This is a genomic window from Actinoplanes flavus, from assembly GCF_017592555.1.
In the GTDB taxonomy this organism is placed as follows: Bacteria; Actinomycetota; Actinomycetes; order Mycobacteriales; family Micromonosporaceae; genus Actinoplanes; species Actinoplanes flavus.
Genome location: NZ_JAGFNS010000044.1, coordinates 1 through 12984, shown reverse-complemented (window position 1 = coordinate 12984; position 12984 = coordinate 1). Strand labels below are relative to the sequence as shown.

Genomic DNA, 12984 nt, shown 5'->3' with positions numbered 1-12984 from the left:
GCCGTCCTTCCGATCGGGGTCACCTACTGATCGGCCTCCGGCACGCGGGTTTTAAGGGTCCCGCGGCCGAAGCGGCTCGGCGAAGCGCCAGCCCTCGGCGAGCAGGTCGTTGACGGCCCGGATCGCGGTGCGCAGGCGGCGCCGGTACGGCCCGGTCAGCTCCACCCACGGCGTGTCACCGGCCGCCAGCCCGGCCCGGAACCGTTCGGTCATCCACTTCCGCAGGTGTTCGCCGTCACGCAGCCCGTCGTCCTCGAACGGCACGTCCGCGCAGTCGGTCAACAGGTAGAGGTCCGGCGCCCGGACCAGCCCACACACCTCGGGCGAGGCGCTGCCCAGATAGCGCTCCTCCCAGATCGTGGTGGCGAAGGCGTCCGTGTCGCCGAAGACCACCGGCGAACCGGCGCGGGCGGCCGCGTCCTCGCCGGCGCTCTGCTCGACCGCGACCGTCACGAAGTCCGCCCGGTCCCAGGTCACGTCGAAGACGGTGGCCTCCGGCCGGTCCGCCCGCAACGCGGCGAGTTTGCGCTCGGTGAGCTCCCGGCCGAACTCGGGCACCCAGCGGGTGCCCGCCCAGACGCCGCCGCGGGTCCGGTAGTGCCGGGCCAGGGCCCGGGCCATGGTCGTGGTGCCGGTCGACTCGGCGCCCACCACGATCACCCGCCGGGCCAGGTGGCCCCGGGCGCCGGCCCGCAGCCGGTCCCAGTGCGCGACCGGGTCGGCGCGGACCGCCGTGCCGGAGACCGGCACCCGGAGCCGGTCCGGGTCGACCAGGACCGCCTCGGCGTGGAAGCGGCGGGCCAGCTCGGCCCCGTACGCCTCGGAGGAGAACACCGCGTCCACCCGGTCGGTGCCGGCCGCCGCCCGGAAGACCGCCATGTGCAGCTCCCACACCGCCGGGTCCGCGTAGTCGATCGGGTGGTCGTCGTGCACCCCGGCGAACCGGACGTTCGGGCCGTGCTCGGCGCGCAGCCACGCCAGCCGCTCGGCCAGCGGGATGCTCTCCGCCGAGGAGGGCGCCACCACGACGGTGACCCGTTCGCAGGCGGCGGCCGCGGCGTCGATCAGCGCGTGGTGGCCCTCGTGCGGCGGGTAGAACTTCCCGACGATCAGCCCGTGCCGGTACCTCACGCCGGAACCGCCTTCGGCCGGGCCCGGAGCGCCACCCGCCACGAGCGCAGGCCCAGCACACACAGGAGCAGGAAGGCCACGTACAGGATCGCGGTGAGCCAGAGATCCTTGTACGCGTAGAGCGGGATGTAGATCAGGTCCGCGGCGATCCAGATCCACCAGCTCTCCACCAGCTTGCGGGTCTGACCGTAGGTGGCCAGCAGGGACAGCGCCGTGGTGAGCGCGTCGGCCAGCGGGACCGTGGAGCCGGTGAGCCGGTCCAGGAAGAGCCAGAGGCCGGCGGTGAGCAGCACCCCGGCCACGGCCAGGCCGATCCACTCGGGGCGGGTCGTGGAGCGGACCTCCAGGGCGGTCCGGTCCTGGCCGCCGTGGAGCCAGGCCCACCAGCCGTAGCAACCGAGGACCACGTAGACGATCTGGAGGGTGGCGTCGGCGTACAGGCCGGCCGACCAGAAGACGACCATCAGCAGGAGCACGTTGAGGATGCCGAGCGGCCAGTTGAGGATGTGCCGGCGGACCAGGAGGCCGACGTTCACGAGTCCGGTCAGGAACCCGAGCACCTCGGCCCAGGACGTCGGCACGCCGAACGCCACCAGCGCCGGACTGTTCAACCAATCGATCATGGGGGACAGCATCACGCCCGTACGCCCGGGAGGGAACCGGGTTATCCGGCGGGACGCAGGCGGTGACCGGCCATCTCCAGCTCACCGTCCTGGACGGCGACCGCGGTCTGCAGGCCGGAGTCGTCCCGGAGCAGCACTGACCCGCCCTCGATCCGGTAGGTGCCGCGGGCCGGCCGGCGCCGGCCGGCCACCTCACCGGCGTACGTCCCGTCGGTCCGCAGGCTCAGCCGGACCGCGCCGTCGGGGCTGTGCCACGAGCCCACCACGGCCTCGCTGGTCACCTGTGGAGGCCGGGGGCCGCCGGAGCCGAAGGACGGGCTCGGCGTGCCCCCGAGCGCGATGGCGAGCAGCGAGGTGGCGTCGAGGACGGTGAGGTCGACGCGGAGATCACAGGCAGAGGTCATGTAAACCGGCTCCAGAGGTGGGGTCACCTCTCCGGTCGGCACTTCCGGCCCGCGACGCTGGAATCGCTGAGTTGCAAAGGGGAGCGGTCCGGTGCGCGTTCGGTTGCCGGTCAGCCGGTGGCGCGCAACGCCGCGGTCACCGCCACCGTGAACTTCTCCAGATAGTCCTCGCCGATCGGCTGCCGGGCCACGGCCAGGCGCCAGTAGAGCGGGCCCAGGATCATGTCCACGGCCACCTCCGGATCGGTGCCCTCGGGCAGCTCGCCGCGGGCCACCGCCTGCCCGATCAGCTTCTCGCCGACGGCCTGCTGGTGGGTCCGCAGGGCCCGTTGCAGGGTTTCGGCGATCTGCGGGTTACGGGCCGCCTCGGCCATCAGGTCCGGGATGATCTGGGACGCGATCCGATGTTGGAGGGCCGTGCTCACGATCATCAGGAGGAGCTGGAGGTCGCCGGAGAAACTTCCGGTGTCGGGAAGTGGAACTTTCCGCTCCGCGACATCCGAGATTATCTCCATTACCATTTCGAGCTTGTTGCTCCATCGACGGTAGATCGCCGTCTTGCCGACCCCGGCACGACGGGCCACCGCCTCGATGGACAACCGGCCGTAACCGACCTCCGCCAGCTCACTCATGACGGCGTTGCGGATCGCCACGGTGATGTCGCCTCGGAGCACCGCCGCTCCGGCTGGTGCGCGCTTGATTGTCGCCACACGGTCACTATAGCGCTACGACGTAACGGTTGCGTTCCGCCGTTTGGTCAGCTACCGTCACATCCACGTCGATACGAACCCGTACCATCGGTATCGGCGGGGGCCTGTCATGCTGCATGCTGTGACCTCGCACCAGGCATCGGATCCCGCCGCGCCGTTCGGGCCGACCAGATCGGAGCACCACCCCATGACAGAGACGGCGGTCGCCGAGACCGACGCCGGCCTCTCCCTCAAGGAGCTGGCCCGGCGCAACGGCCTGAGTGCGTCCGGACGGCTTCCGAGCCTGCCGGACTACACCCGGCAGCTGTGGGCGTACCGGCACTTCATCCGGGCACACGCCAGCGCGAAGATGACGTCCGCGCTGGGCAACACCAAGCTGGGTGCGGTGTGGCAGGTCCTGACCCCGATCATCAACGCGGCGGTCTACTACGTCATCTTCGGTCTGGTCCTCGGTGGCCACGAGGAGACGCCGAACTTCATCGCGTACCTCTGCATCGGTGTTTTCGTGTTCCAATTCACCCAGACGGTGGTGCAGACCGGGACGAACGCGATCACCGGCAACCTGGGGCTGATCCGCGCACTGCACTTCCCCCGGGCCAGCCTGCCGCTCTCCGCCTCACTGGTGGAGATCCGCAACTTCGTGGTGGCGCTCTTCGTCCTGATGGGCATCGTGCTGATCACCGGCGAGCCGATCACCGCCGAGTGGCTGATCGTGCTGCCGGTCCTGGTCATGCAGTCGTTCTTCAACGTCGGCCTGGGCCTGTTCATGGCCCGCTACGGCTCCAAGGTGCGCGACGTCAAGCAGCTGATCCCGTTCATCATGCGGTTCTGGCTGTACGGGTCGGCCGTGCTCTACCCGGTGACGAAGTTCGAGGACCTGCTGGGCGGCTGGCAGCTCCAGGTGGTCGAGGCCAACCCGCTGCTGGTCTACATCGAGCTGATGCGCCACGCGCTGCTCCAGGACGCGACCCTGGCGAACTCCCCCACCGTGCTGTGGATCGAGGCGTTCGTCTGGACCGTGCTCGTCAGCATCGGCGGTTTCGTTTACTTCTGGCGCGGAGAGAAGGGCTACGGCCGTGGCTGACAACGAGCGGATTCCCACCGTCATCGCGGACGAGGCCCACATCATCTACAAGGTCCACCAGGCCGGTGGGGGCAGTTCCAGCCCGCTGGCCAGCTTCAAGCGCCTGGCCACCCGCAGCAAGAACTCGAACATCCGTGAGGTGCACGCGGTCAAGGGCGTCAGCTTCGTGGCCTACAAGGGCGAGGCGATCGGCCTGATCGGCACCAACGGCTCGGGCAAGTCGACCCTGCTGCGCGCGGTGGCCGGCCTGCTGCCGGTCTCCCGGGGCGCGATCTACGCCGCCGGCCAGCCGTCCCTGCTGGGTGTGAACGCGGCCCTGATGAACGAGCTGCCCGGCGACCGCAACGTCGAGCTGGGCTGCCTCGCGATGGGCATGTCGCCGGCCGAGGTGCGGGCGAAGAAGGACGAGATCATCGAGTTCTCCGGCATCAACGACAAGGGCGACTTCTCCACCCTGCCGATGCGGACGTACTCCTCGGGCATGTCGGCCCGGCTGCGCTTCTCGATCGCGGCCGCCAAGCAGCACGACGTGCTCCTGATCGACGAGGCGCTGGCCACCGGCGACGCCAAGTTCCGCAAGCGCAGCGAGGCCCGGGTCCGGGAGCTGCGCGCCCAGGCCGGCACGGTGTTCCTGGTGAGCCACAGCGAGCAGTCGATCCGGGACACCTGTGAGCGGTGCATCTGGCTGGAGGCCGGCACGATCCGCGCCGACGGCCCGACCGACGAGGTGATGAAGGAGTACGAGGCCTTCGCCCGCAGGTAGGCCCCGTACTCCCCGGTGGTTCAGTTGACCGACAGGTGCACGTGGTTGGTGTGGTCGCTGGACGGGTCGCCGCCCGCCCCGCTGTACGACTTCCAGCCACTGCTCGGCAGCCAGATCCGGCGGTACCAGATCACGTACAGGACGTCGAGGTCGTCCGCGTTGTTGATGAAGTAGTTCGCCAGGTTGTCGCCGTACGTCTTGTCGGATCCCGTGGCGTCTCCGCCGAAGGTGCCCTTCTCGGCGGAGAAGTCGCAGGCCCGGCCCTTGGGGTGCTCGCCGCTGTTCTGCGTACGCCAGCACTTGGTGAACCGGGTGAAGCCGTCCGCCCGCGCCTGCTTGTAGGCGTGCAGCAGGGTCGCGGTGACGCAGCCGCCGGTGCCGGTCGGGTCGTCCTGGTTGCAGCTCGACCCGCTCGGGCCCGGATCCGCGTCGGCGCTGCCGCCGCCGTCGGAGGAGGACGAGGCGTCCGAGCCCTGGTTCGCCGCCTTGAGCGCCGCCTCGGCCTTGGCCTTCTGCTTGGCCATCACGGTGACCTGCTTCTGCTGGTCCTTGACCGCGATGTCGATGGCGTCCTTGGCCTTCTGCCGGTCCTCGCGGGTGGTCTTCAGGCCCTGGATCGCCCGGCTCTGGTCGGCCGCCACGAGGGCCAGGGTCTCGGCCCGGCCCAGGAAGCCCTCGGCCGAGTCGGCGCCGAGCACGGCGGACATCGGTCCGGCCCGCCCCGCGGTGTACGCCTGCGTGGCGATCAGGTCGAGCTGCGCCTGCTGTGGCCCGAGTTCGGTGTCCAGGCGCTTGAGCTCCGCGGTCAGCTTGGCCTGCTGCTCCTTGGAGGTCTTCAGCTTCTTCTTGGCCTCGACGAAGCCGCTGGAGGCCTTCTCGAGTTGTTCGATGAGGGACTTCGAACCGCCCTCACCGTCGTCCCCGGTGTCTCCGGGGGCGGCGAGCAGTCGGGGGGCCGCGGTGGCCGGCGACGCGGCGACGGCCAGTCCGCACGCGGCGACGAGCAGCGCCAGCAACGCCGCTAATCGCCGCGCAGTGTTCTGCTGCACAGGCATTTCCTTCCGTCGGCCGCCGGCCGGGTTAGCTGACGGGTTCGGGACGAAGGAAATCCCTACCGCTGGTAGCGGATTCACCCCGGGGGCGGCTTATTCGCGACCTACCTCGAGGCTCGCTCGCCGTAGGTCGACGACGGTGGCCCTCACCGTCGCGAATAAGTCGCACAATGGTTCCCCGGCTCGCCATTTCGGGCGATTAGGCGGCGGCCCCCGCGCGGGAACCGCACCGACCATACCCACTCGATCGACAGATCGACAGTTCTCGCACGCACCGCAATTGCCCCGACACGACAGGTGATTGCAATTACGGAATGTGTTTGCCAGGTAACTCTTTTAGCGGTTCCCGGGGTCTGATCCACGGCGATATCTCGGGTAAACTGGCCGCCGGTCCTGCCAGGACGGCACCGCCCCCGAGTTGCCGGCAGGCCGCCGCCCAATCGTCGCGAGACGAGCCGGGGAACCAGGTTCACTGGGGTGTATCCGCAGTTTGCGGTAGGGATTGCTTCCGTCCCGAACCCGTCAGCTAACTCGGTCGGCGGTGTCACGGAAGGAACTGTTGATGGCAGCAAGTCCCCGCCGGTGGCTGATACTTGCCCTGGCGCCGCTGGTGAGCGCCCTGATGTTCATGGCGCCCGCGACTCCGGCCGCGGCCGAGCCAGGCGGCTCCTCATCCTCCGCGCAGGAGGAGGACGAGGACGCAACTCTCAACGACGTGATCGAGTCGACCAACCGGCGCTACGCCTCCGCGAAGTCCGCGGTGACGCAGTCCACCAAGACGCAGGCCAAACTGGCCGCGCAGATCAAGGCGGCGGAGGGCCGGCGGGACGCTCTGATCCCCGAGGTCGACCAGATCGCCAAGCAGCAGTACATGACCGGCAACCTGAGCGCCATGGGCTTCCTGCTCCGGTCCCAGGACTCGGGCGACTTCCTGACCAAGGCGGTCTCGCTCGAGGAGATCAACAAGCTCCACGACGCCAAGCTGCACGAGCTGAACGCGGCGATCACCGAGATCTCCGAGAGCAAGGCGCAGCTGGACGCCGAGGTCAAGGCGCAGCAGCAGAACGCCGCCGTGATGAAGAAGCAGAAGGACGCGGCCGACAAGGCGTTCCAGCTGGTCGGCGGCAATTCGGTGACCAAGGGCCTCGTGGTGGCCGACTCACCGGAGGCCGACCCGGCGCCGCGGAACTCCTCCGGCGGCTTCTCCTCGGAGGGCTGCACCGAGGACGACCCGACCACCGGCGGCTGTGTCACCAAGCGCACACTGCACATGTACAAGCAGGTCAAGAAGGCCGGCTTCAACATGTTCGTCGGCTGTCACCGCGACGGCGGGCCCTTCGAACACCCCAAGGGCCGTGCCTGCGACTGGTCGCTGCAGAAGAGCGGATTCTCGGTCTACGACACCGACAAGGAATTCCGGTACGGCAACAACCTGATGGCGTTCCTGGTCCGTAACGCCGACGAGCTCGGCATCTACTACGTGATCTGGAACAAGATGATCTGGTTCCCGGCCTCGGGCTGGAAGACCTACCACGGGGTCAGTGACCACACCGACCACGTACACGTCTCGATGCTCTGACGGACTTCACGAGAACGGCCCCCGCCCATCCGGACGGGGGCCGTTTTCACGTGCTCAGTGCACCGCGCGCCGGACCGGAGCGCGGCCGTGCGGCTGGGTCGGCGCCGGGCCCGGCGGCACCGCGGCCGGAATCGGCATGGTGACCGGCCGCACCTGGGTCACCTCGAGCTCCTTGCCGTGGTGGACCAGGGTGAGCCGGGCCTGCCCGCCGCCGTTGCGCAGCGAGTAGGTCACCTCGTCGGAGGTCACGTTGACGCGCAGCCGCAGACCCCGCCAGAGCAGCGAGAACTCCAGGTTGTTGATCCGGCTGGGCAGCCGCGGCGCGAAGCTCAGCTGGCCGTTGAAGTCCCGCATGCCGCCGAGGCCGGCGACCAGCGCGATCCAGGAGCCGGCCAGCGACGCCACGTGCACGCCGTCCCGCGCGTTCCGGTGCAGGTCGTGCAGGTCCATCAGGGCGGCCTCGCCCAGATAGTCGTGCGCCAGCTCGAGATGCCCGGTCTCGGCCGCCATGACCGCCTGGATGCAGGCCGACAGCGACGAGTCCCGGACGGTACGGGCGTCGTAGTACGCGAAGTTGCGTGCCTTCTCCTCCGGGGTGAACGCGTCGCCCCGGATGTACATCGCCATCACCAGGTCGGCCTGCTTGACCACCTGCTTGCGGTACAGGTCGAAGTACGGGTAGTTGAGCAGCAGCGGGTAGCCCTCCGGCGGGGTGCCCTCGAAGTCCCACTCCTGGAGCCGGGTGAAGCCCTCGCACTGCTGGTGGACGCCCAGCTCCTTGTCGTACGGGACGTGCACGGCCGCCGCCGCGTCCCGCCAGGAGGCCGCCTCCTCGTCGTCGACCCCGAAACCACGGGCCAGGTCCGGGTGCCGCTGACAGGCGTCGACGGCGGCCATCAGGTTCTGCTGCGCCATCAGGTTGGTGTAGATGTTGTCGTTCACCACGGCGGTGTACTCGTCCGGCCCGGTGACGCCGTCGATGTGGAACCGCCCGTGCCGGTCGTGGTGACCCAACGACCGCCACAGCCGCGCCGTCTCCACGAGCAGCTCCAGGCCGACCTCACGCTCGAAGTCGAAGTCCCCGGTGGCCTGCACGTAGCGGCGGACCGCGTCGGCGATGTCGGCGGCGATGTGGAAGCCCGCGGTGCCGGCCGGCCAGTAGCCCGAACACTCCTGACCGCGGATGGTCCGCCACGGGAAGGCCGCCCCCGACAGGCCGAGCGTCTGCGCCCGCTCCCGGGCCAGGTCCAGCGTCGAGTGCCGCCAGCGCAGCACGTCGGCCGCCGCGGAGGGCTGGGTGTAGGTGAGCGCCGGCAGCACGAACGTCTCGGCGTCCCAGAACGTGTGGCCGTCGTAGCCGGGGCCGGTCAGTCCCTTGGAGCCGATCGGCCGCTTCTCCGCCCGGGCGCCGGCCTGGAGCGTGTGGAAGAGGCCGAACCGGACCGCCTGCTGCACCTCCGGGTCGCCCTCGACCTTGACGTCCGAGTGGTCCCAGAACGCGTCCAGGTAGTCCTGCTGCTGCTGGACCAGACCCTCCCAGCCGTCCAGCCGGGCGCTGGCCAGGGCCGCCCCGACCTGGTCGCGCAGGGCGGGCAGCGAGCGCATGCTGGACCACCCGTACGCCGCCAGCTTGACCACCCGCAGCTTCTGCCCCGGCTCCAGACGGCAGGCGACCGTGGTGCGCAGCCAGTCCGGGTGGCCCTCGGTGGTGATGGCGTGCCGGCCCGGGGTCTCGACCAGGTGCTCCATGGCCGCGGCCATCCGCAGGTCACTGGCCTTGGTGCGGTGGACCAGGATGCCGCCGGCCGGCTGCTCCATCATCTCCTCGGCCAGCAGCGGGCGGTCCAGTACGGCGGCCACCCGCGGGTCCTTGCTCATCGGCGGCAGCTGTTCGTTCGCCACGAGTTCGGACTGGAGGATCAGCCGGGCCGAGGTCTCCAGGGGCTCCACCTCGTACAGGAAGGCCACGACCGCGCGCTGGGTGAACGAGACCAGCCGCACGGTCCGCACCCGGACACCCTGGCCGGACGGGGACACCCACTCGACGCAGCGCTCCAGCAGGCCCGCCCGCAGGTCGAGGCAGCGTTCGTGGGAGCGCAGCTCGCCGTACCGGACGTCGAACGGCTCGTCGTTGACGAGCAGGCGCATCAGCTTGGCGTTGGTGACGTTGACCATGGTCTGGCCGGACTCCGGGAAGCCGTATCCCGCCTCGGCGTGCGGCAGCGGCCGCAGCTCGTAGAACGAGTTCAGATAGCTGCCCGGAAGACCGTGCGGCTCGCCCTCGTCCAGGTTTCCGCGTATCCCGATGTGGCCGTTCGAGAGAGCGAATACCGACTCGGACTGGGCCAGCAGGTCCAGGTCGAGCCGGGTCTCCCGGATGTGCCAAGGGTCGACGGGATAAGCCCGTTCACGGATCACGGTCGTGCCTCTCGTAACTGATTTCAGAGGAGGTCTTTGAGATCTTGCACCACGACGTCGGCGCCGTGTTCCCGCAGCGCGTCGGCCTGACCCACCCGGTCCACGCCGATCACGATGCCGAATCCGCCGGCCCGCCCGGCGGCCACGCCCGCCTGCGCGTCTTCGAAGACGGCACAGTTCACCGGGTCGAGTCCGAGCAGTTCGGCGCCCTTGAGGAAGGTGTCCGGCGCGGGCTTGCCGGGCAGGCCCAGCTCACGCGCGACGACGCCGTCCACGCGGGCCTCCAGGAGGTCGGCGATCCCGGCCGCCTCCAGGACGTCCTTGCAGTTGGCGCTCGCCGACACGACCGCACGGCGTAGTCCGGCGGCCTTGGCGGCCCTCAGGTACTCCACCGATCCGGGGTAGACCTGGACGGCGCCTTCTTTGATCTTCTGTAGCACGAGCACGTTCTTGCGATTGCCGATGCCGTTGACGGTCTCCCGATCGGGGGTGTCGTCCGGATCGCCCTCGGGCAGCGTGATGCCCCGGGACGCCAGGAACGTACGGACGCCGTCGGCACGCTGACGGCCGTCGACATACCGGTGGTAGTCGACGCCGGAATCGAACGGGACGAAAAGTTGATCATGATTCTTCGCCCACGATTCCAGGAACGTATCGAACGTTTGTTTCCACGCGGCACTGTGCACGAGTGCGGTCTGCGTCAGCACCCCGTCGAGATCGAAAAGGCAAGCGGTCACCTGTGAAGGAAGTCCGAGCACGCGCCCAATGTAGCCGGACGCGATCCACGAGGAGAGCGGAAGGGCGTCTTCACATTTCCACGATGTTTCACAGAGCGTTCAACCTGCTGTTTCACCGGAGATCCGGCACGACATCCAAACCGATGCGCAGACCGATCGTGGTACCGATCGGCCCGGTGCTCGTGGTGACCTCGTCACAGAGTTGATGGGCCAGCCAGAGACCGCGACCGCCGACCTCGAACGTCTCCGGCGTGCGCACGCCGTCCAGATAGGCGCTCGGGATGCCCGGACCGGCGTCGGTCACCACACACCACACCGACCCACCGTCGATCCGCAGCACCACCCGGCCCCGCCCACCCGCGTGCAGCACCACGTTGGTGATCACTTCGTTGACCGCCAGCACGAAACCGTCCAGGCGGTCGCCGGCGAGCCCGCAGACGCCCAGCAACCGGGTGATCTCGTGCCGCAGGATCGTGATGTCGGCCCGGCCGAAGGCACGGTCCAGCAGCACCGGCCACGCCCGCGAGGGGCCGGAAGCCGCGCGTACGCCCTGGCCGTTCCTTTCCTCCACCGTGCAGCAGCCTACGCGCTGTGGCCGACCGGTAGCGGGAGGCATCCTCGAACGCGCCTGGAAGTCGTGCGGGACCACCGGTCAGCGCCAGCCGACATCGATCCGGTCACCCCGCTCGTCGAAGAAGTGCACGGCCTCCATCCGCACCGACACGGCCAGCGGGTGACCGGAACCGATCGCCGGGTACGGCGCCAGGCGCACGGCCAGTTCGGCCGGCTTGCGGTGATGCTTGCCCACCTCGCTCAGCACACCGACACGGCCCTGCGGGGCCACCGGTTCCGGCGCCTGGCCGGTCAGACGTTGCAGCGCCTTCCGGAACCCGCCGCCCGTCCGGGTCTCGGTCACCGGGCCGCTCATCTCGTCCACCACGATCGCGGTGGCGCCGATGTCCAGGTACGCCAGCGACTCGTGCCCGTGGTGCTCCAGGTAGCGGATCCGCCCCTGGAAGACGTGCCCCTGCGTGTCCGGGGTGACCGGGGTGAGCGCCTCGGCCCGGATGCCGACCACGATCCGCTCGCCGTGGTAGCGGGCCACCGCCCGGGCACGCGGGTCGTTCCACGGCATGTAGAGCGTCTGCTCGCCGAAGCTCAGCGCGATGTAGCGGTCCAGGTGCACGTAGACCGCGGCCTCGAGCAGGTTCATCTTGGGCGAGCCCAGGAAGGCGGCGACGTACAGGGTGGCCGGGCGCCGGTACACCTCGGTCGGCGTGCCGACGTCCTGGAGCACGCCCTTGCGCATGATCGCGACGCGGTCCGCCATGGTCAGCGCCTCGGCCTGGTCGTGGGTCACATACATGGTCGTCACACCCAGCTCACGGGTCATGCTCGTGATCTCGGCACGCAACTCGGCGCGGAGGCCGCTGTCGAGGTTGGACAATGGCTCGTCCATCAGGAAGATGCCTGGTCGGCGCACCATGGCACGGCCCATCGCGACCCGCTGCCGCTGGCCGCCGGAGAGCTGACTCGGCCGTCGCGCCAGCACCTCGCCGATGCCGAGCGCGCCGGCGATCGCGTCCACCCGCTCCTGCCGCGGCGCCGGCTCGATACCGGACAGCTTCAGCGGGAAGCCGATGTTCTCCGAGACGGTCATGTGCGGATAGAGCGCGAAATCCTGAAACACCATCGCGATACTGCGGTCCCGCGGCGGCAGCTCCAGGACCGGCTCGCCGTTCAGGAGGATGTCCCCCCGCGTGGGATCCTCCAGCCCGGCGATCATCCGCAGCACGGTCGACTTTCCGCAGCCCGAAGGCCCCAGCAGGACCATGAACTCGCCGTCCTGCACGTCCAGACTGACGTTGTCGACGGCAGTGGTGCCGTCTGGCCAGATCTTGGTGACCTCTTTCAGCGCGACGGTGGACACCGTCAACCTCCCGCTATCGACTGTGATCCCGATCCCACGACGGTCGGCGATCGGGTACTGACTCTGCGAGTGCCTTCGATGGTTCGCCATCGGGCGAAAGTGCCATTTGCACATAGTGATCAATCGATTACGGAGATCGCATCTTTCTCGGCCTCTCGTGTGCACGTGCACAGAAAAAACATTTTTCATCGGTACGCGACACAAGCCCACAAAAGCACTTTCTCGCCCCGCCGAGCCCCGCGATCAATTACCAACTCAAGCCTGTGCCGCGCCCACCGGGCGAAGATCGGTGGCCCAGCCACGCCCACACACACGCCCACCCACCCACGCACGCACGCCACACACGCGCACCCACGGCACGCCCACACACGCACGCACGCCCACACACGCCCACGCACGCAGGCCCACACCGCTCGCCCACCCACGCTCGGCCACCCACGCTCGGCCACCCACGCTCGGCCACCCACGCTCGGCCACCCACGCTCGGCCACCCACGCTCGGCCACCCACGCTCGGCCACCCACGCTCGGCCACCCACGCTCGCCCACCCACGC

The 12984-nt window shown here is 69.2% G+C and carries 12 protein-coding genes and 2 riboswitches; of the genes, 3 read left to right on the top strand and 9 right to left on the bottom strand.

All coding sequences use genetic code 11. The annotated features are described in order from the left end of the window. Positions 1-51: 51 nt before the first annotated feature. The 4 genes from J5X75_RS40115 to J5X75_RS40100 all read right to left on the bottom strand — a co-directional run bounded on the left by J5X75_RS40115 (position 52) and on the right by J5X75_RS40100 (position 2868). Entirely contained in the window at positions 52-1131 is a 1080-nt protein-coding gene (locus J5X75_RS40115; RefSeq protein ID WP_208472957.1) for an AAA family ATPase, read from the bottom strand. Continuing rightward, positions 1128-1754, bottom strand: coding sequence for a nicotinamide riboside transporter PnuC (gene pnuC / locus J5X75_RS40110; RefSeq protein WP_208472956.1), 627 nt, complete (start codon positions 1752-1754; stop codon positions 1128-1130). Before pnuC ends, J5X75_RS40115 begins: the two co-directional genes overlap by 4 nt. A 41-nt stretch (positions 1755-1795) precedes the next feature. After that, on the bottom strand, positions 1796-2158 hold the full coding sequence (locus tag J5X75_RS40105; RefSeq protein ID WP_208472955.1) for an Atu4866 domain-containing protein: 363 nt from the start codon (positions 2156-2158) through the stop codon (positions 1796-1798). A gap of 110 nt (positions 2159-2268) precedes the next feature. Further along, a complete protein-coding gene (locus tag J5X75_RS40100) occupies positions 2269-2868 on the bottom strand; it encodes a TetR/AcrR family transcriptional regulator (RefSeq protein WP_307798578.1) in 600 nt (199 codons plus the stop codon). A 187-nt stretch (positions 2869-3055) separates the two neighbouring features. Here J5X75_RS40100 and J5X75_RS40095 point away from each other — a divergent pair, with 187 nt between their 5' ends. Next, entirely contained in the window at positions 3056-3952 is an 897-nt protein-coding gene (locus J5X75_RS40095) for an ABC transporter permease (protein ID WP_208472954.1), read from the top strand. Further along, entirely contained in the window at positions 3945-4715 is a 771-nt protein-coding gene (locus J5X75_RS40090) for an ABC transporter ATP-binding protein (RefSeq protein WP_208472953.1), read from the top strand. The genes J5X75_RS40095 and J5X75_RS40090 overlap by 8 nt, the downstream gene beginning before the upstream one ends. Positions 4716-4735: 20 nt before the next feature. Here J5X75_RS40090 and J5X75_RS40085 read toward each other — a convergent pair whose 3' ends face one another. Further along, positions 4736-5770: a coiled-coil domain-containing protein gene (locus J5X75_RS40085; RefSeq protein WP_208472952.1), complete on the bottom strand. Its 1035-nt coding sequence runs from the start codon at positions 5768-5770 to the stop codon at positions 4736-4738. After that, positions 5769-5983: riboswitch (cyclic di-AMP (ydaO/yuaA leader) on the bottom strand. Its footprint overlaps the gene before it by 2 nt. Before the next feature lie 207 nt (positions 5984-6190). Further along, a riboswitch (cyclic di-AMP (ydaO/yuaA leader) is annotated at positions 6191-6325 on the top strand. A 4-nt stretch (positions 6326-6329) separates the two neighbouring features. On the opposite strand from J5X75_RS40085, the gene J5X75_RS40080 reads away from it, so the two are divergent. Continuing rightward, positions 6330-7346 carry a coiled-coil domain-containing protein gene (locus J5X75_RS40080; RefSeq protein ID WP_208472951.1) on the top strand — a complete coding sequence of 339 codons (1017 nt, stop codon included), beginning with the start codon at positions 6330-6332 and terminating at the stop codon, positions 7344-7346. 54 nt (positions 7347-7400) lie between these two features. Here J5X75_RS40080 and J5X75_RS40075 read toward each other — a convergent pair whose 3' ends face one another. The 4 genes from J5X75_RS40075 to J5X75_RS40060 form a co-directional block, all read right to left on the bottom strand. Continuing rightward, complete coding sequence (locus J5X75_RS40075) at positions 7401-9764, bottom strand: glycoside hydrolase family 65 protein (RefSeq protein ID WP_208472950.1); 2364 nt, start codon at positions 9762-9764, stop codon at positions 7401-7403. A 23-nt stretch (positions 9765-9787) separates the two neighbouring features. After that, complete coding sequence (locus tag J5X75_RS40070) at positions 9788-10522, bottom strand: beta-phosphoglucomutase family hydrolase (RefSeq protein ID WP_208472949.1); 735 nt, start codon at positions 10520-10522, stop codon at positions 9788-9790. Between the two features lie 91 nt (positions 10523-10613). Beyond that, positions 10614-11072, bottom strand: a complete 459-nt coding sequence (locus tag J5X75_RS40065) for an ATP-binding protein (protein WP_307798577.1) — start codon at positions 11070-11072, stop codon at positions 10614-10616. A gap of 81 nt (positions 11073-11153) precedes the next feature. Further along, positions 11154-12431, bottom strand: coding sequence for an ABC transporter ATP-binding protein (locus J5X75_RS40060; protein WP_208472947.1), 1278 nt, complete (start codon positions 12429-12431; stop codon positions 11154-11156). Positions 12432-12984: the final 553 nt, after the last annotated feature.

Bases quoted from the DNA above. Each gene is read 5' to 3' on its own strand.
- J5X75_RS40105 (WP_208472955.1), bottom strand. From the start codon at position 2,158: ATGACCTCTGCCTGTGATCTCCGCGTCGACCTCACCGTCCTCGACGCC.
- pnuC (WP_208472956.1), bottom strand. From the start codon at position 1,754: ATGATCGATTGGTTGAACAGTCCGGCGCTGGTGGCGTTCGGCGTGCCG.
- J5X75_RS40085 (WP_208472952.1), bottom strand. From the start codon at position 5,770: ATGCCTGTGCAGCAGAACACTGCGCGGCGATTAGCGGCGTTGCTGGCG.
- J5X75_RS40095 (WP_208472954.1), top strand. From the start codon at position 3,056: ATGACAGAGACGGCGGTCGCCGAGACCGACGCCGGCCTCTCCCTCAAG.
- J5X75_RS40080 (WP_208472951.1), top strand. From the start codon at position 6,330: ATGGCAGCAAGTCCCCGCCGGTGGCTGATACTTGCCCTGGCGCCGCTG.